Raw genomic sequence first — 19,304 nt, forward strand, 5'->3', positions numbered from 1 at the left:
ACTACTCTTCCTCGCTGGCGATGGCGTTGAGCGCCGCGGCGGCTATCGCGCTGCCGCCGCGCCGGCCGCGCACGATCAGGTGCTCCAGGCCCGAAGCGTGCTCGGCCAGGGCCTCCTTGGACTCGGCCGCGCCGATGAAGCCGACCGGGACGCCGATGACGGCCGCCGGGCGCGGGGCGCCCTCCTCGATCATCTCCAGCAGGCGGAACAGGGCGGTCGGGGCGTTGCCGACCGCGACCACCGCGCCCTCCATCCGGTCCCGCCACAGCTCCAGGGCCGCCGCGCTGCGCGTGGTCCCCATCTTCGCGGCCAGCTCAGGCACGGACGGGTCGGACAGCGTGCACACCACGTCGTTGTCCGCGGGCAGCCGCTTGCGGGTGACCCCGCTGGCCACCATCGCCACGTCGCAGAGGATCGGCGCCCCGGCGCGCAGGGCCGCGCGGGCGTCGGCCACTGCGTTCGGTGAGAAGGCGAGGTCGCGTACGAGGTCGACCATGCCGCAGGCGTGGATCATGCGGACGGCGACCTGGCTCACGTCGGCGGGCAGCCCGGCCAGATCCGCCTCCGTGCGGATGGTGGCGAAGGACTGGCGGTAGATCGCCGGTCCGTCCTTCTCGTACTGGTGCACAGTGCTGTCGCTTTCTTCTGCCGGTAGGGGAGGAGGGTAGGAGGGGGGAGCTGGGGGAGCGTGCTCAGGCGCGGGCCCCGGACACCGCCGACGCGAGTGCCGCCGGGTCGTTCCGGACCACCGTCCGGGGGTCACGGTGTTCGCCCCGTACGTGCGAGATCCGGTGCCCCTCGGGTGTGACGACCACGTCGATCCACTCCCCGTGGGGGTGGCCGCAGCGGCGTTCGCACCCGGACCAGTACACAGGGAGCCGCCCGACCGGTCCGACAGCGGCCCCCGCTTCGGCCCGCACGTCGGACAGCGACTTCGCGCAGCCGGGGTGGCCGATGCAGGCGCCGACGCCGGTCCACGGGGAGTCCGGGCCGGTGATCAGACCGGCCGCCGCCAGGGCGTCGAGCGCCTCTGCCGCGCGCCCGGACTGCCCGGACTGTGCGGGCTGCGTGGACTGTGCGGACTGCGTGGAAGGTCCGGGCGGTCCGAAGGGGCCGGGGATGACGATCCCGCGCCACGGGGTCAGCCGCAGCTCGTTCCCGTACCGCCGGGCCGTTTCGGTGAGCAGCCGCCACTGGGCGGGGACGAGCCGGCCCAGCGGTACGCCGACGCTGATCGCGGTCACGGTCGTTGCCGTTGTCGCGGGCGTGCTGCTGTCCGGTGCGGTGACCGGGCCCGGGGCCGGAGCCTTCGCCGTACGCGGACGGGGGCGGTGGACGACCGGGCCCACCGTCGCCCCGACGGCGCGCACCAGCGCGGTGCGTACGTCGTCGGGCAGGTCCTTCACGCGCCACGCGCCGGAGTCCCGGGCGGCGCGGAGGAACAGCTCGGCGGCCAGGAGCGCGGCGCGCGGGCCGTCCGCCGAGGGCAGGCGGAACACCTCGTCGGCGGCCCCGACCCGCAGGAGGCAGTCGCCGCCCTCCGCGATCAGCGTCATGTCCGCGCCCAGCGCGTCCACGTCACCGCGACCGGAGTCCAGGGCGAAGAGGAAGCGGCCGGAGAGCGCGGCGGCGGCGGCCGACCCGCACACCAGGGAGTCCAGCTCGGACAACCAGCCGCCGACCGGGGGCGATCCGTCGAGTCCGGCGAGCGGCGAGGCCACGATGTTGCGGGCCCGTTCGTGCGCGGCCGACGGCAGCAGCCCGGCGGCGCCGAGCAGTTCGGCCGGCCCGCCGCCGCACTCCGCGTCGAGGCCGCGCAGCTGTACGTTGCCCCGCGAGGTGAGATGCAGCTCACCGTCCCCGAACCGGCCGGCCACCGCGAGCAGCGCGTCCGCCCGGTCCGCGCTCAGCACCCCGCCGGGGATGCGTACCCGGGCCAGCGCACCGTCGTCGGCCCGGTGCAGCCGCAGCGTTCCCGGGCAGGCGTCGCCGCCGTCGCGGGGGGATGTGCCGCCCGCGGAAAGGGGCGAGGGGGCGGAATCGGGCATGGCGGCGAGCATACCGACCGGGCCGGTCCGGTAGACGGGCCCGCTCCTGTGACCTGCGGGACAGCGCGTGGCCGGCCGGCGGGGCAGGGCGTGGCCAGCCTGCGGGGCTGTGGTGTGGCCGTCCTGTGGGGCGGTGGTGGCCCCGGGCCCTGCGGGATGGTGGTGGACCCGGCCTGCGGGACGGTGGTGGCCCCGGGCCCTGCGGGATGGTGGTGGACCCGGCCTGTGGGGCGGCGGTGGCCCCGGCCCTACGGGATGGTGGCGGCCCCGGCCCCGCGCGACGGGAGGTACGGAGAGTCCGCCCCGCCGCGCGCCGGTCGCCGTGATCATCACCGCACCCCTGCCCCCTGCCCCCGCCCCACCCCCGCCGCTTAGGATGCAGGCGGTGGTCCGTTCAGGCCGCCATCGCCAGACGGCGACAGGGGAGGAAGCCCGGTGAGATTCCGGCGCGGTCCCGCCACTGTGAGCCCGGCCGCCACCACCGGCCGGGCGAGTCAGGAACTCCCTTCCCCGAGCGCCCGGTTTCCCACCGGGTGCGGCTCCCGGCCCTCCGCCGGGTGTCCGGGGAGACCCTCCGACACCGCCCGGGGCGTGGACACCCCGAGGAAGGCCTGACGCAGCATGATCCTGCTCCTGTCGACGTCCGACACCGACCTCCTGAGCGCCCGCGCTTCCGAGGGACCCGTCAGCTACCGGTACGCCAACCCCTCCCGCGTCTCCCTCGACGGACTGCCGGACCTCCTGGACGGCGTCGACCTCGTCGTCGTACGTCTTCTCGGCGGGGTACGGGCCTGGCAGGAGGGGCTGGACGCGGTGCTGGCCACCGGCCGCCCGGTCGTCGTGCTCACCGGTGAGCAGGCCCCCGACGCCCAGTTGATGGCCGCCTCCACCGTGCCGATCGGCATCGCCGCCGAGGCGCACGCCTACCTCGCGCACGGCGGGCCCGCCAACCTGGAGCAGCTCGCCCGGTTCCTCTCCGACACCGTGCTGCTGACCGGTCACGGCTTCGAGCCGCCCGCCCCGGCCCCCGCGTGGGGCCCGCTGGAGCGGGAGGCCCGCGCCGTGGCCGAGGGTGCGCCGACGGTCGCCGTCCTCTACTACCGCGCCCACCACATGAGCGGGAACACCGCGTTCATCGACGCCCTGTGCACGGCGGTGGAGGACGCGGGGGCCCGGCCTCTTCCGCTGTACGTCGCGTCCCTCCGTACGCCCGAGGCCGAGCTGATCGACGCGCTCCGCGCCGCCGACGCCATCGTGACGACCGTCCTCGCGGCGGGCGGCACCAAGCCCGCCGAGGCGTCGGCCGGCGGCGACGACGAGTCGTGGGACGCGGGCGCGCTCACCGGGCTCGACGTGCCGATCCTCCAGGCGCTCTGCCTCACCAGCCCGCGCAGCGCCTGGGAGGAGAACGACGAGGGCGTCTCCCCGCTGGACGCGGCCACCCAGATCGCGGTGCCGGAGTTCGACGGGCGGCTGATCACCGTCCCCTTCTCCTTCAAGGAGATCGACGAGGACGGGCTCCCGGCGTACGTCGCCGACGCCGAGCGCGCGGCCCGGGTCGCCGGGATCGCCGTACGGCACGCGAAGCTGCGGAACATCCCGAACGCGGAGAAGCGCATCGCGCTCGTGCTCTCCGCCTACCCGACCAAGCACTCCCGGATCGGGAACGCCGTCGGGCTCGACACCCCCGCCAGCGCCGTCGCGCTGCTGCGGCGGCTGCGCGCCGAGGGGTACGACTTCGGGCCCGAGGAGGACATCCCGGGTCTGGTCTCCGGCGACGGCGACGAGCTGATCTACGCGCTGATCGAGGCGGGCGGCCACGACCAGGAGTGGCTGACCGAGGAGCAGTTGGCCCGCAACCCGGTCCGTATCCCGGCCGCCGACTACCGCCGCTGGTTCGCCACGCTCCCCGAGGAGCTGCGCGGCGCGGTGGAGGAGCACTGGGGCCCGGCCCCCGGCGAGATGTTCGTCGACCGGTCCGCGAACCCGGAGGGCGACATCGTCCTCGCGGCCCTGCGGCGCGGGAACCTCCTCATCCTCATCCAGCCGCCGCGCGGCTTCGGCGAGAACCCGATCGCGATCTACCACGACCCCGATCTGCCGCCCTCGCACCACTACCTGGCCGCCTACCGCTGGATCGCCGCGTCCGCCGACGACAACGGCTTCGGCGCGGACGCCATGATCCACCTCGGCAAGCACGGGAACCTGGAGTGGCTGCCCGGCAAGAACGCGGGCCTCTCCGCCGCCTGCGGCCCCGACGCCGCCCTCGGCGACCTCCCCCTCGTCTACCCGTTCCTGGTGAACGACCCGGGCGAGGGCACGCAGGCCAAGCGGCGCGTCCACGCCACGCTGATCGACCACCTGGTGCCGCCGATGGCCCGCGCCGACAGCTATGGCGACATCGCCCGGCTGGAGCAACTCCTCGACGAGCACGCCCAGATCGCCGCGATGGACCCGGCGAAGCTGCCCGCGATCCGCGCGCAGATCTGGACGCTGATCCAGGCCGCGAAGCTCGACCACGACCTCGGCCTGGAGGACCGGCCGGAGGACGAGGGCTTCGACGACTTCATCATGCATCTCGACGGCTGGCTCTGCGAGATCAAGGACGTCCAGATCCGCGACGGCCTGCACGTGCTGGGCAACCCGCCCGCCGGGAACGACCGGGTCAACCTGGTCCTCGCGGTGCTGCGGGCCCGGCAGATCTGGGGCGGCACGGCCTCGCTCCCGGGGCTGCGCGAGGCGCTCGGGCTCGACGAGTCCGCCGCCACCCGCACCGCCGCCGACACGATCGAGGAGCAGGCCCGCGCGCTCGTCCAGGCGATGGACGACGCCGACTGGGACCCGGCCGCCGTCGCCGGTGTCGCCGCCGGGCTGCCGGACGCGGTCGCCGACATCCTCACCTTCGCCGCCACCGAGGTCGTCCCGCGCATGGCGGCCACGACCGACGAACTCACCCACGCCGTACACGCTTTGAACGGCGGCTTCGTCCCCGCCGGCCCGTCCGGCTCACCGCTGCGCGGCCTGGTCAACGTCCTCCCCACCGGCCGTAACTTCTACTCCGTCGACCCGAAGGCGGTCCCCTCCAAGCTCGCCTGGGAGACCGGCCAGGCGCTGGCCGACTCGCTCCTCACCCGCTACCGCACCGACAACGGCGACTGGCCCACCTCCGTCGGCCTCTCCCTCTGGGGCACCAGCGCGATGCGCACGGCGGGCGACGACATCGCGGAGGCGTTCGCGCTGCTCGGCATCCGCCCCGTCTGGGACGACGCCTCGCGCCGGGTGACCGGCCTGGAGCCCATCCCGTACGAGGAGCTGGGCCGTCCCCGTATCGACGTGACGCTGCGCATCTCGGGCTTCTTCCGCGACGCGTTCCCGCACACGGTCGGGCTGCTCGACGACGCCGTACGGCTGGCCGCCTCGCTGGACGAGCCGGCCGAGCAGAACTACGTACGGGCGCACACCCAGGCCGACCTGGCCGAGCACGGCGACGAACGCCGGGCCACCACCCGGATCTTCGGCTCCCGCCCCGGCACCTACGGCGCGGGTCTCCTCCAGCTCATCGACTCCCGCGACTGGCGCACCGACGCCGACCTCGCCGAGGTCTACACGGTCTGGGGCGGCTACGCCTACGGCCGCGAGCTCGACGGCCGCCCGGCGCGCGAGGAGATGGAGAGCGCCTACAAGCGCATCGAGGTCGCCGCGAAGAACACCGACACCCGCGAGCACGACATCGCGGACTCCGACGACTACTTCCAGTACCACGGCGGCATGGTGGCCACCGTGCGCGCCCTCAAGGGAAAGGCCCCGGAGGCGTACATCGGGGACTCCACCCGTCCCGAGACCGTCCGCACGCGGACGCTGGTCGAGGAGACGTCCCGCGTCTTCCGGGCCCGGGTCGTCAACCCCAAGTGGATCGAGGCGATGCGCCGCCACGGCTACAAGGGCGCGTTCGAGCTGGCGGCCACCGTCGACTACCTCTTCGGGTACGACGCCACGACCGGCGTCGTCGCCGACTGGATGTACGACAAGCTCACCGAGACGTACGTCCTGGACCCGGAGAACCGGCAGTTCCTCCAGGAGGCCAACCCCTGGGCCCTGCACGGCATCGCGGAACGCCTCCTGGAGGCCGAGTCGCGCGGCATGTGGGCCAAGCCCGACCCGGCAGTGCTGGACGCGCTGCGCCAGGTGTACCTGGAGACGGAAGGGAACCTGGAGGGCGAGGACTGACCTCGTCGTATTTCTTCCGCCTGCCCCTGCCCCGTAGCGCCCCCGACCGGCACAATCACGGTCATGGGGACAACGGGGCAGGGGCAGGCCGGGCAGGACGCCGCTGAAGTCAACGGGCAGGCTGTGCGCGGGCGTTCGGTGGTGGGCGGGATCCTCGCCGGGCTGCGCCTGACGGTCACCTCGGGAGTGACCGGGGCGGCGGTCGCGGCCGTCGTGGTCGGCGTGATCCTGGAGCGGGTCCCGGTCTTCCTCTCCGGCGGCGGGGTCCTGATCCTTCTCATCCTGGTCGGCTTCGTCGCCGGGCGACGGTCCCCGGGGCCCGGCGATCCGCCGGTCACCCGGACCGCCCTCGCCCGGATCGAGGACCTGCGGGCGACGAGCGGCGAATCGGCCGACGTACCGGTGGACTTCCGGCTGACCGTGGCGCCGGACGACCGGCCGGCGTACCGCGTGAACATCAACGAGCACATCAACCTGGTCGACATCCCTGTCTACCGGCCGCGCGGCATCGCCGTCGTGGAGTACCGCCCGGACGAGCCCTGGGAGGTGCGGATCGTCACCCGCCCGACCCCGGAGTGGAGCCGCCGGGCCGAGGAGGCGGAGATCGACTCCGCGCCCGGGTCCACGCTGGTGGAGAAGCCGGGGATGAGCGAGGGCTCCTGGTGCATGCTGGTGCTCTTCACGTTCCTGGCGGGCGCGGCGCTGGTGGTGCTCCTCTTCCGCGGCGAACTGTTCACGTCCGGGGACGACGAGGCGTCCTCGTCGAAGCGGCCCTCGGCCACCTCGTCCGCCTCCTCCTCCCGGACGTTCACCACGTCCACCACGGTCTCCGGGCCCTCCTCCTCGCTGCTGGTCCTCGGCCGGATGCGGCAGACGGCCGCGGAACTGGAGGCCAGGGTGGGCACCGCGGACGTCACCGCGATCGTCATCGAGGAACGCCGCATGGAGATCCGCGGCGACTCCGCCCGCCCGCCCGGGGAGACGGTGCACATCCAGATGCTCCCGTACGAACTGTTCCCCGCGCTGGTCCACGAGGCCCGCACGACCCTGGGCGTACGCGACCCGAAGAGCTGGCGCATCGACGTGACGCCGGACGCGGGCACGGGAGCGGGCCCCCGGGTCCGGGTCACGGTGACCGGCAAGGAGGGCACCGCCCGCCTGGACGCGGACGCGACGGCCCGGATCCTGGACCGGCGGCCGGTGGGGGAGACGGCGGAAGGCCGCTGACGCGGGGGCGGGATCGCCCGGGTCCGGGCCCGCCACCCGGTGGTACGCGCCGGGAAAACGGCTGGCTCGCTCCGCCGTCACCCCGCAGAGTGACCGTATGACGCCGCACGATCCCGTGTTCCTGCCCGGACTCGACCTGTCCCGGATCCTCTACGAGGAGGCCGTGCGGCCCGTGCTCGACGCGGAGTACCCCGGACTGCGGTACGCCGCCGCCCGGATCGGCTCCGGCTCCGAGGTGCTCGGCTTCGACACCGCACGGTCGGCGGACCACGAATGGGGCCCGCGTCTGGATCTGTTCCTGGAGCCGGCCGACGCCGCCGCGCACGGGGAGCGGCTGCACCGCCTGCTCGCCGAGCGGCTGCCCAAGCAGGTGCGCGGCTGGCCGACGCACTTCCGGCACGCCGACCCGGCCGACCCGGTCGGGCACATGGAGCCGACGGACGGCCCGGTCCACCACCGCGTCCTCGTCGCCGACGTCGGCGGGTGGCTGCACGATCGGCTCGGCCTCCGCCCCGGCCCCGGCGGGGAGCCTCCGGTGCCGACGGTCCGCGACTGGCTGGCCATGCCGCAGCAGACGCTGGCGGAGACCACGGGCGGCGCGGTGTTCCACGACGGCGTCGGCACGCTGACCCGGGCGCGCCAGGAGCTGCACTGGTACCCGGACGAGGTGTGGCGCTATCTGCTGGCCTGCCAGTGGCAGCGGATCTCCCAGGAGGAGGCGTTCATCGGCCGCTGCGCCGAGGTGGGGGACGAGCTGGGGTCCGCCGTGGTCGCGGGGCGGCTCGTGCGCGACCTGATGCGCCTGTGCCTGCTCCTCGCGCGGGAGTACGCCCCGTACGGCAAGTGGCTGGGGAGCGCCTTCGCCCGGCTGCCCGGGGCCGACGAACTGCTGCCCGTCCTGCGGGGGGCCGTCACGGCCGTGGACCACCCGGCGCGCGAACGGCACCTCTGCGACGCGTACGAGGCCGTGGCCGCGCTGCAGAACCGCTCGGGCCTCACGGAGGCCGTGGACCCCGGGCGGCGGCCGTACCACAGCCGCCCGTTCCAGGTGCTGCACGCCGAGCGCTTCGCCCAGGCCCTGGCCCGGAGCATCACCGACCCGGAACTGCGGGCCCTGCCGCTGACCGGGAGCGTGGACCAGTGGGCGGACAGCACGGACTTCCTCGGGCGGCAGGGAGCCGTGCGGGCCGCGGTCGACGCGCTCGGCTGACGGCCTCGCGGCACGGACGTCCGCCGTCGGTCACCTGGCGACGAGGACGACGAGACCGATGACCACTGCGACGACGAGTACGCCGATCATCGGCGCGAACCAGGGCCCGTACAGGAAGTCGGAGAAGCCGGACGTCAGGCTCGGCTTCTCCTGCTCCGGGCCCGTCGGTGCGGGCGACGGATGCGCGGAGGGCTTCGGCGCCGGTGCGGTCCGGGGCGGTGGGGCGGTGGCGGCCGGGGTGTACGAGGCAGGGAGAGGCACCGGCGGCTTAGCGGGAGCGGAAGTAGGAGCAGGGGCAGGAGCGAGGGCAGGGGCAGGGACGGCTACGGGTGGCACGTGTGCCGGTGCCTGCGCCGGTGCGGGCCCGGGCGCGGTCACGGCCACCGGGTGGGCGAGGAGGTCCGCCACGACCTGCTGCCACAGCTGCGGGGGCAGGTCGGGAGCCCGGCCGCCCTGGGGCGCGACCAGGATGCTCCGCAGCCACTCCATGCCGGTCCCGCGACCGTCCTTGAGGACGATGTTGAACAGCGGCCGGAGATCGGGGGCCCGGTGGGGGTCCCGTACGAGCGGGGCGACGGCCCAGGAGAAGAGCTCCGCCGCACGCTTCCGCATCTCCGGGGCGGACGGGCTGTCCGCCTCGGGCCGGCCGGGTCTGAAGTACAGGTTGTGCCGCAGCACTTCGGTGCACAGCGCGTGCGCGGTCGCTTCGTCCCGGGACCGCCGCCGCTCGGGGCGGGCCAGTTCGTCCAGGACGAGATCGCGGGAGGCCCACGGCAGCCCGTCGGCGCACAGGAGGGTCAGCAGCGGATCGTCCCGGAGGTCCCGGAGGCGGGCGGCCAGCCGTGCGGACTGGGCGGCGTCGACGCGCTGGTGGACCAGCAACTCCTCCTGCAGGCGGCGGCGTTCCTGGTCGTGGCGTGCCTGGCTGTCCTGGCGTGCGTACCGGTCCTCCTGGCGGGGCTCGGTCGCGTACCTGTCGTTCTCCCGGTCCTGGCGTGCGTACCGGTCCTCCTGGCGGGGCTCGGTCGCGTACCTGTCGTTCTCCCGGACTTCCCGTGCGTACCGGTCCCCCTGCCGGGATTCGGTCGCGTACCGGTCCTCCTCCCGGGCCGGTGCGGGGGCCGGGGCGTGCCGGGCGGTCAGCATGCGGCGCAGGGCCTCGCGCCGTTCCTGCCGGGGCAGGCGGGCCCCGGAGAGGAGTTCACCGGTCAGATGGGGCACGCCCGGAGCCGCGCCGGGGCGGTCGAGCACGTATTCGACCATCTCCTTCGCCGCGGCCGTCTCGATGTCCTTCTCGGCAGGGGGCCGCAGCCGGATGCGGGCCAGCGACCGGGCGCCCGCCGCCTGGGACGACCACTCGGGCACACAGGTCAGGCGCAACGGGTGGGTGTCCACCGTGTCGTACGTGGCGTAGCTCCACTCCGTGCCGAACCAGTCGCCGAACACTGACAGCAGCCCCAGGTACAGCAGAGGGGCGGCGTTCCAGCGCGGCCAGCCGGGCAGATCGTGCTTCTCGGCGAGGAGCGAGAGCCGCCGGGAGGGGTCGCGCAGCCACTCGGCGGTCACCACCGTCAGCGGCTCCTTCACCACGGGGAGTTCGTCGAACATCTTGCGCAGTCGCTTGGCCGCCGTCGCCCGCAGCCGGGCCCCGTCCAGCGTCGGCAGGCCCCCGGCGGCGGTCTCGGCGACGGCAAGGTCGCTCCAGGCGTTGCCGACCAGAGCCAGGCAGTGCAGCGGCGTCAGGGTGTCCGCGTCGCCGAACACCGCGTGGCAGGCCGTGCTGGGACGGCCGCCCCGGTCCAGGGTGGGCCACCGCTGGAGGAGCACGGTCCCGACGGCCCGGGAGGAGACCCGGACGCTGCTCGCGCGGGGAGCCGGACCGGGGCCCGGCACCCAGAGCAGCGGGCCCAGTTCGCGGCGGAGGGACTCCGCGCGCTCGGCGGAGCAGGAGTGCGCCACCGCCGCCATCCCCGTACTGGAGCGGCCCTGGTTCCCGTCCCAGCGGAAGACCACCTGGTCGAGCCGGCCGCCCGGGCCGCTCTCCTCGCGTCGATCGAGGGCGTCGTTCACCGCGTTTCCCTTCCCACGCCGAATGATGCGGCGCCCCCGGGCGCCTCGATGATCCCGTGCATCGCCAGCAGCGACACCAGGGGTTCCAGCACCCGGCGCGGCCCCGTGCCCGCCGGGTAGCGGCCCTGGCTCTCCTGGCCCCCGGTCGCGGACGCGATGTGCAGGGTGCAGCGGCGGAACGCGTCGAAGGGCCGCAGCCAGGCCTGCCCGGCGTGCTGCCGCAGCAGCGCGTAGACGTCGCCGCTCTCCTCCCGGAACTGGTCCGGGCCGATCGCGGAGGGCGGCCCCTCGCCCAGCCAGCGGTCGACCGGCGGCTGGAACCGGAGCAGGTCGGACTTGCCGAGCACCATCGCCGCCGGGGTCTCCAGGTAGGGGCCCTTGCGCGGCAGCCGGTCGAGGACGGTGCCGAACGCCGCGTCGCCGTCCCGGTCCACCTCGGTGCCCCAGCGCTCGCGTACCTCGTCGAGCTGGGGCAGCGGCAGCGCGAGCGCCGGGTCGACGACGAAGACCAGGGCGTCGATGCCGAGCAGGAAGCGCAGCGCCCCGTCCGTGCGGACGAGGTCCTCGCCGCCGAGGTCGAAGAAGGCGACCGGGCGCACCCGCCCGCGCGCGTCGGTGAGCAGCAGCGACTCGACGAACCGCGCGAAGCCGTCCAGGCCGACCCCGCTCGTGTGGTCGAGCACCTTGCCGCTGCGCAGCGGCTGCACCCGCTCCCGGACGAAGCGGGCGTGCTGCTCCGGGTTGACGGACTGCCAGCCCACCCCGTACCGCTCCAGGCCGCCGTCGGTGATCTCGGCGATCATCTGGGTCAGCAGATGGCTCTTCCCGGTGCTGGACTGGCCGATCATGGCGATCGTCAGCGGGCGGCCGTGGGTGAGGTAGGGCACCGGGATGTGGTGCTCGGGGAAGTCCGGGTCGGCCGTGCACTGCTGGACCGCGCCCCGCATGACGTCCTCGCGCCGCACCGGGTTGCCGATACGGGAGAGGTCCAGGGCCCGGTACTGCATGTGGTCGTCCGTCACGAACAGCTTGTTCAGGTCGAGTTGGATGCCTTCCAGGCAGTACGGGCAGAGCACCTCCCCGGGGGCCCGGTCCTCGGGCGTCCCGTCCGCCGCGTCGTCGGCGGGAGCGGGCGTCCGCCGCTTGGCCTCCAGCGCGCGCTCGAACGCCTCCTGGTGCGGGCGGGAGCCGTCCGCCGCGCTCGCGAGCCCCGGCCGCCGCGCCTCCTCGGGGGCCAGCAGCTCCAACAGCGCCCCGGGAGTGGGGCGTCCGGCCGCCGTCGGGGCGAACGCGCGGGGCAGCGTCCCGGCGAGCACCCGGTGCCGGTCGAGGTCGGCGGGGGCCCGGTCGGCGGGGCCGGGCCGGCCGGTCACGAGCTGGTAGAGCACCTGGGCGGCGCTCCACACCGCGTCCCGGGGGTCGACGTGGCCCTCGCCCCGGTGCTGTTCGGGCGAGGCGAACGGGGCCCGGCCCCACGGTGTCCGGGGCCGTCCGGCGCGGGTGACGCCCTCAAGTCCCCAGAACTGCACCGACGTACCGTCCCAGAACACGGTCGTGGGGGAGATCCCGCGCGCCACGAGACCCTGGCCGTCCAGCAGGCACAGCGCCAGCGTCAGGTCCCGGGCGAACACCCGCTGGTCGGACGCGGACATCACATGGGTGCGTCCGACGGGGGCGCCGCGCGGGGCGGCGTACAGCAGGAAGGGCTCGGCGGTGTCCAGCTCGTAGCCGATGACGGTGGGGAACAGATACGCGTACGGGGTGTTCTCCAGGGTCCGGTCGAGGCGCAGGGCGGTGCCCGCCTCGGTGTCCAGCAGGGTGCGGGCCGCCGGGTTGGCGGCGTCGGCCGCCGACAGGAACACCTGGACGCACTGCTGTCCCCGGTCGTCGAGCAGCCCGTTGCGGATGCGCTGGGGCAGCGCCGGGTCCCGCCGCGAGGCCGGGCCGAAGCGGGCCGGGGCGGTACGTCGCCGCCCGGTGGGGTCGGTGAAGACGAGATGGGGGCGCGGGGTCCCCGGTGGCTCGGGCCGGCCCAGCGGGGTGGTGGTCACCACCGGTCGTCCTCCCTGAACTCGGCGTGGACGGAGGGCTCGGCGCGGTCGGCGTCGGTCCGGGTGCTGCCGCCGGTGCTCTGCCGGGGCAGGACCGTGTCGACGACGCCCATCCGCAGCGGGGTGAGCCGGATCAGCCCCGCGTACCGCCCGGAGGAGGTCCACAGCGCCTCCTCGACCGGCGAACCGCTCTTGCGCCAGGCGGCCTCGATCTCGCCCTGGAGGGTGCCCGGGGCGAACCGGATCCACAGGGCGGCCCCCGGGTCGCGGCTGAGGAGTGCCCCCTGTTCCGGCGAGGACAACTGGACGACGGCCCCCCGGTCCGCCTCCCGGCCCACCAGCTCGGCGACCCGGAGCGAATCGGTGCCCAGCAGCCCGGCGGCCGTGGTGCGGGCCCGGTGGTCGGCCGGGTACGGCGGCGGGGCCAGCACCCCGTAGTGCCACAGGTGGTGGCGGGCGGCCGACAGCAGTTCGCGGACCCGCTGCTCGGTCCGGGCGAGCGCGAGCGCCCCGGCCTGACCGCGTTCGACGGCGCCCCAGTAGGGGGCCATGGCGGCCATCGCGGTGTTGCGGAGGTCCCCGGCGAGGGTGGCGACCAGGTCCGGCCCGCCCTCACCGATCTCCCGGTCGAGCCAGCGCGGCGCGTGGTCGCCCTCGCCGCTCTCCCACGGGGCGTCGTCGGGACCGGCGGGGTACGCGGCCGGGGAGGGCACGCCGTACGGAGCGGGGTCCCCGCCGTACCGGTCGTCGTCCCGGCCGGCGTCGTGATCGCCGTTCCGGTCCGGGGTGTTGTCCCAGGCGTAGGCGGCGGCCCAGTCGCCGTCGTCCGCGTCCCCGTCGGCGGCGCCGGACTCCGGGGTCTCCAGCGCGGAGGGCGCGGAGAGCCAGTCGTCGTCCTCGTACGGACCGGAACCGCCCGTCCCGGCCGGGGCGAGGGGCTCCGGTGCGGCCTGGGCGTCGGCGGCGGCCGCGGTCGCCCGCAGCATCCCGGCGACCGAACGCGCGGCGTCCGCGCAGTACAGCCGTTCCTCCGCCGCCCAGTGCTCGCGGACCAGTTCCGCCAGCAGGTCGTCGAGCCCGTCCAGCGCCGTGCGCAGCGCCGTCGTGCCGCGCCCGGCGGCCCAGGAGTCGGCGGCGTCCCGCCAGAGCCTGCGGACCGCCTCGGCGGTGAGGCCGAGCCCGACGATCAGCCCGGTCCCGCCGAGCCAGAGCGGCGGGTCGGCGGCGTACGCGACCGCCGCCCCGGCCACCGCTCCGGCGACGGCGGCGACCCGGGGGCCCGTCGTCCACCGGGCGGCGCGCCGGCCCGTGCGCAGCCGGTTCGCGCCCAGCAGCGCGACGACCACGAACAGCACCGGCACCACCAGCGCCGCCAGGACGGCGGGCCACTGCCACAGGCCGCCCAGCAGCCCCGCCGCGCCCGCCATCAGCAGCACCGCGCCCGGCGTGCGCGGGGGCGCGGCGTACTCGGTGGCGGAACCGCGGGTGACCGACTCCTCGGAGTGGTCGGCGAGCCGGTGCAGCAGCGCGGTGCCCGGCACCGGCTCGACCCGGCCGGCCAGCGCGGTGAAGTGCTGGGCCACCGAACGCAGCGCGAGCCCGTCGCCGAGGAGGGTGCCCGCCAGTTCGCGGAGCCCCTCGCCGACGCGTTCCCCCGCACGGTCGGCCGTCGGCACCCGCAGTCCGAGCGCGCCGAGCCGGGCGGTGGCCTCCGCGGTGGGCGCCGCCGCTCCGCCGCCGCCCTGGAGGGCCCGCTCCACCAGGGCGCGGAACCCGTCCAGGTCCTCGCGGGCCTGGTGCAGATCCGCCTCCAGGGCGTCGCGCCGGGCGGGGTGCAGCAGGCCGGGGAAGGAGCGCAGCGCGACGAGGTCCTCGTCCGCGCGGTCCAGGGATTCCGCGCACGTCCGGTGCGCGAGGTTCGCCTGGCCGTCCGGCCGCCGGTGCCCCTGGCCCCGGCTGTCGCGTCCCGTCACGAGGGCGCGCAGCGGTTCGGGCAGCCGGGAGTCCGGGACGATGTCGACCGGGTCGCCCGCCCCGGTGTCCTCGCCCGCGAACCGGGTCAGCGCGTCGCGCCAGGCCCGGTCCCTGACCTCCGTCGGCAGGTCCTGCTCCAGCAGCCGGATCCCGGGGGCGGCGATGGAGTCGGGGAGCTTCCGCAGGTTCTCCAGGACCCGGACGAAGACGTCCGGGACCGACAGGAGGTCCACCAGCACGGCCAGCGACGCGGGGTCGTCCGGCTCCCGCCGGTCCAGGGCGGTGCGGGCGGACCGCAGGTCACCGGCCCACACCAGGCCGGTCGTGGAGGCCCGCAGGGTCGTGGGCCGCACCAGCCGGCGGTCGGGGAGATACGCCTCCTCCCCGCCGGCGTAGGAACCGGGGGAGCTGCCCACCAGCAGTACCAGGATGCGGGTCTCGCCCACCGCCCGGTAGCCGGAGAGCAGTTCGTACTGGAGCTGGTGGTCGGTCAGCCCGGCCGGGGTGTCGGTGACCAGGAACAACGGGTAGTCCGGTTCCGGCAGTCCGGCCCGGCCCAGCTGCTCGGCCACCCGGTCGCGCACGGCCTGCGTGGTGGCCAGGGCCGCGGCCCCGGCGCGCAGGTCGAGACGGACCACGGCGGTGGCGTCCTCGGGAGAGGTCACTGCGGGCCCCCGTTCCGGAAGGAGCGCCCCGCGGCGTCCTCGTCCGTGTCCCAGCCGTCGCCGTCCCAGCCGCTCGCGGCCGGGCGGCGGACCGGCGGTTTGTCCTGCTCCCCGAACCCGTCCGGGCCGTCGACGTCCCTGCCGCCGTCGCCGCCGCCCCGAGCGCCGGCGGGCTCGTCCCCGCCGAACCGGTCGTCGCCGGGCGGCCGGGTGTCCGTGAACCGGTCGTCGCCGGCCCGGGAGTCCGTGTACGAGTCGGTGAACCGCTCGTCCCGGGGCCGCTCGTCCCGGGGGCGCTCCTCCGCGAACCGCTCCTCCGCGAACCGATCGTCCCGGCGTCCTTCGCCCCGGGCCGGCCGGTCGTCGCGCGAGGCGTCCGGACCGTACCGCTCCTCCCCGTACCGCTCCTCCCCGTACCGCTCCTCCCCGTACCGGGCGCCCGTGTGCCGGGTGTCCGTGTGCCGGGACTCGCCGTCGTACCGCTCCTCCGCGTCGTACGGGGCCGATCGGGGCGCCGAGCGCGGACCGGGCAGGGTGTCGTCGCCCGGCCGCTCGTCGGTGCTCGGGGCCGATGTGCCCCAGTCCTCGTCGTCCTCCACGACGCGCCGGCGCTCCGGCGCGGTCCGGGAGGGGGGCGGCTGCGGGACGCCGCCGCGTACGTGTTCCAGCAGGGTGCGCAGCGTGGGCTGGATCGCGCGCTGGTCGCCGAACTCCACGTCCAGGGCCGCGGGCAGGGTCTCCGCCCAGAACTCCCACAGCGGCCGGATCCAGCCGTCCACGCGCCGGCCGCCGCGCTCCCGGCGCTCCTCCAGCAGCTCCAGCTGGCGCGGGGCGATGCGCTCGACGAGCTCGACGAACATCGGGTGCGGTTCGGTGCCCGCCCGGCCGAGCCCGAGGGGCTGGGCGCCCATCAGCTTGCGGCAGTAGTCCTCCACGGTCCGCTCGTCGTCCAGCACCGTCCAGCGTTCGTAGGAGCGCAGCAGCTCCGACCAGCTGGAGATGCCGCCCGGGAAGTCCCCGAGCCGCAGCCGTACGCCGGGGACGCTCGCCCCCTTCTCCGGGAACAGCCGCAGCCGCACCCGCGAGGGCGAGGCGGTCTCGCCGTCCAGGATGTCGACCTGGCCGTTCCACATGCAGCACAGCAGACGGTGCAGGATCGTGCGCCGGTCCTCCTCGCTGCTGACCATCCAGTCGTCCTCGAAGCCGAGGCGCTGCCGCCAGCGCAGCACGTCGTGGGCCTGCTCGTCGTCCTTGGCCCTGGCCCACTGGCGCAACACCTTGCGGGCCTCGGGCACCTGGGTGAGGCTCATCTCGCTGCGGAAGAGGACCACGGTGATCGAGTCGCTCTCCACCCCCCGGTACTCGACGGAGTTCTTCGCGTCGGACGGCAGCCGCAGCGCCTTGGCGAGGTACTCCTGCACCTCCTCCGCCGCCTGGACCCGCGGGTGGGTGACCAGGACCCGCAGGGGGCCGGTGCCCTCCGGGGTGAAGCCGACCGGCAGCAGACCGGCGAGCTTGCGGCTGAACAGGTCGAGCGCTTCCTTGCTGACCTGCTCGGTGGCCTCCGCGTCACCGGCGGCGGCCGCCAGCAGGGTGCTCATCGAGGGCAGCAGGGGCCGCTCCTCCAACTGCGCCCCGCTCTCGGCGAAGAGCCGGGTGATCCGCCCCTCCAGCCGGGCCTTGACGGCCCCGACCGCCCCGTCGGGGTTGCGGTGGCTCCGCCCGTGCACCTCGCGCCAGGTGTCCCCGTCGATGAGCCGCAGCAGCAGCGACGCCTCGTCGTCGCTCTCGCGGAGGCCCTCGCCGCGGACGAGCCGGGCCACGACGTCCTCGTAGAAGTGGTTGAGGCTGCGCTGCGGCGGCAGGAGGTAGGAGATGCCGGTGCGCTCCGCGTACAGCTCCAGGCCCTTCTGCTCGGCGGACTTGCGCTCCTGGCCGGCGTGTTTGCGGAAGGCGTTCACCAGGCGCGCCAGGTCGGTGCCCGCCGTGTCCGCCTGCGACTGCCAGCGCTGCTGCTGCTCCCGCCACGCCTCGTGCCACACGGCCCGGGAGCGCCAGCGGTACCAGCTGTCCTGGGCCTGGAGGGCGGCCCGTACGTCGTCGTCACCCCACCGGGCCGGGGACATTCCGGCGATGCGGCCCTTGATCCTGGGGGTCTTCGGCGGCTGGTCGGTGACGCCCGGGGGCCGCTTCGGGGAGCGGGAGCGGGCGGTGAGCATGCCGAGGAACCCGAGCCGGGTGATCTCGTCCTCGCTGTCCGGTACGCCCCTGACGAGGCGTTCGGCGAGGAACGGGTCGACGCTCTGCAGGAGCTTCTCGATCGCCGGGCGGGGGCTGAACCGGCCCGCCATCGCGGCGGCCTGCCGGTCGGCGATGGACTGGAGCTCGGACAGCAGGCGCTGCATGTCCCCGATCCGGTTGTTGAGCGCCTCCTCGATCGCCCGGCCGCCGCGCGGCAGCGGCTGCGGGTCCTCGACGGGCAACTGCTTGCGTTCCCACAGCTCTTCGAGCTGGGAGTCGGCGAACAGCTGCCGGACCAGCGGCACGGTGTCGTCCTTCGCCGGGTTGCGCGGGCGTTCCACCAGTTCGGTGACCGCGACCCGCAGCAGCCGCCCGGCCACCAGGTCGGCCAGCTGGTCCATGGGCGCGGTCATCGAGGCGACCAGGCTGGTGGACACGCCCTGCCGGCCGATGCCGGTGGGGGACAGGGCGCTGCGCTGCACGCCCCGGTTGATGAAGCTAGCGGCGAAGGTCTGGAAGTCGTCGTCGCCGGCCATCGCCCGGCCCTGGGCCCGGCTGTCGCCCAGTTCGGTGCCGATCAGCGACATCACCAGCGACACGATGGAGCGGCGCAGGTCGTCCTGGCGGATGCCCGCGGTCGGGCTGAAGAGGAACGCGGTCGGCAGGATCCCGGTGCGCAGCCGGACCGGGGTGGTGCCCGGGTAGCGGATGCCGAGGCCGGTCTCCTGGTCGAGGTCGCCGATCTCCGCCCCGGCGGTCGGCGCGTTCTGCCCGTCGACCAGCCGGAACAGGTCGACGAGCGAGCGGGCGGCGTTCAGCTCCGCCTCGCGCCCGCCACCGGTGGAGGCGGGGAACGAGGACGGCATGACGACCAGCGGGTAGATCTTCACGCCGTTGAAACGGCGCATCTTGAACGCCTGGTTGATCAGGTGCAGATAGTCCAGGAAGATCCCGGCCCCGGTGCCGCCGGCGACCGAGAACGCGACGAAGACATCGCAGCCGGTGACCCGGCCGCCGCCCAGTTCGCTCAGCTCGCCCGCGGACTTGGCGATGGCGTCGATCGCCTGGAGAAGGGGTTCCAGGACCGGCTGGAGGGAGTGCCGCAGCGTGGCGAAGAGCGCGGCGCGCCCCACCGTGGGGAGTTGGCCCGCGCCGTTGTGCAGCGGGGTGACGCGCGGTTCGCCGTCGCGCGAGGGCAGCCAGCCCGCGACCTCGTCGCGCAGGCTGGCCCGCAGCATCTGCGTCACCTCCGGCGAACTGTCGAAGTTCGGCAGGAGGTTGTGGGTGGCCCGCGAGGTGCGGGCGTACGCCGCGCGCAGTGAGGAGTCCACATTGAACTGGGGCAGCCGCTGGAGGTCGGACTCGCTGAAGTCCGCGTACACGAACTGCAGGCAGTCGGGCAGTTGGTAGGGGGCGAGGCCGCCGATGTGCTGCAGAGCGGTGCCGTCGGGGCCGCACAGGTCGACGCGCAGCTTGCGTTCCAGTTCGGCGCCGACGAGGCCGCCGGTGCCGCCCAGGCCGACGAAGAGCATCGGCTGGAAGATCTTCATGGGGTTCCTCCCGCTTCCGGCCGGGGTGGGGCCGGTTCGTC

Annotated in this window: 9 protein-coding genes and 1 riboswitch; of the genes, 3 read left to right on the forward strand and 6 right to left on the reverse strand. The window is 74.9% G+C overall.

What is annotated here, in order from left to right; translation table 11 throughout:
- Position 1: 1 nt before the first annotated feature.
- Positions 2 to 628 carry a precorrin-8X methylmutase gene (locus IE272_RS11260; protein ID WP_057664194.1) on the reverse strand — a complete coding sequence of 209 codons (627 nt, stop codon included), beginning with the start codon at positions 626 to 628 and terminating at the stop codon, positions 2 to 4.
- 64 nt (positions 629 to 692) lie between these two features.
- Positions 693 to 2,060: a ferredoxin-like domain-containing protein gene (locus IE272_RS11265; protein ID WP_190006756.1), complete on the reverse strand. Its 1,368-nt coding sequence runs from the start codon at positions 2,058 to 2,060 to the stop codon at positions 693 to 695.
- Between the two features lie 412 nt (positions 2,061 to 2,472).
- Positions 2,473 to 2,552, forward strand: a riboswitch (cobalamin riboswitch).
- A gap of 117 nt (positions 2,553 to 2,669) precedes the next feature.
- Here IE272_RS11265 and cobN point away from each other — a divergent pair.
- From cobN to IE272_RS11280, 3 genes are all read left to right on the forward strand, one after another.
- Complete coding sequence (cobN, locus tag IE272_RS11270) at positions 2,670 to 6,275, forward strand: cobaltochelatase subunit CobN (protein WP_073747165.1); 3,606 nt, start codon at positions 2,670 to 2,672, stop codon at positions 6,273 to 6,275.
- A 63-nt stretch (positions 6,276 to 6,338) separates the two neighbouring features.
- Positions 6,339 to 7,502, forward strand: coding sequence for a hypothetical protein (locus IE272_RS11275; protein ID WP_190006757.1), 1,164 nt, complete (start codon positions 6,339 to 6,341; stop codon positions 7,500 to 7,502).
- 97 nt (positions 7,503 to 7,599) lie between these two features.
- Positions 7,600 to 8,712, forward strand: a complete 1,113-nt coding sequence (locus tag IE272_RS11280) for a DUF4037 domain-containing protein (RefSeq protein ID WP_190006758.1) — start codon at positions 7,600 to 7,602, stop codon at positions 8,710 to 8,712.
- 30 nt (positions 8,713 to 8,742) lie between these two features.
- Here IE272_RS11280 and IE272_RS39090 read toward each other — a convergent pair whose 3' ends face one another.
- Genes IE272_RS39090 through IE272_RS11300 form a run of 4 tightly spaced genes read right to left on the reverse strand, consistent with a single transcriptional unit; the run spans position 8,743 to position 19,263 of the window.
- The gene (locus IE272_RS39090) at positions 8,743 to 10,782 is read right to left on the reverse strand and encodes a coiled-coil domain-containing protein (protein WP_268254161.1); all 2,040 of its coding nucleotides are present in this window, start codon (positions 10,780 to 10,782) and stop codon (positions 8,743 to 8,745) included.
- Entirely contained in the window at positions 10,779 to 12,833 is a 2,055-nt protein-coding gene (locus IE272_RS11290) for a protein kinase family protein (protein ID WP_229897270.1), read from the reverse strand. Before IE272_RS11290 ends, IE272_RS39090 begins: the two co-directional genes overlap by 4 nt.
- Positions 12,830 to 15,472: a hypothetical protein gene (locus IE272_RS11295; RefSeq protein WP_190006760.1), complete on the reverse strand. Its 2,643-nt coding sequence runs from the start codon at positions 15,470 to 15,472 to the stop codon at positions 12,830 to 12,832. The genes IE272_RS11290 and IE272_RS11295 overlap by 4 nt, the downstream gene beginning before the upstream one ends.
- Positions 15,469 to 19,263: a tubulin-like doman-containing protein gene (locus IE272_RS11300; RefSeq protein ID WP_190006761.1), complete on the reverse strand. Its 3,795-nt coding sequence runs from the start codon at positions 19,261 to 19,263 to the stop codon at positions 15,469 to 15,471. The genes IE272_RS11295 and IE272_RS11300 overlap by 4 nt, the downstream gene beginning before the upstream one ends.
- Between the last annotated feature and the right edge of the window lie 41 nt (positions 19,264 to 19,304).

This window comes from Streptomyces anulatus, assembly GCF_014650675.1.
Lineage (GTDB): Bacteria > Actinomycetota > Actinomycetes > Streptomycetales > Streptomycetaceae > Streptomyces > Streptomyces anulatus.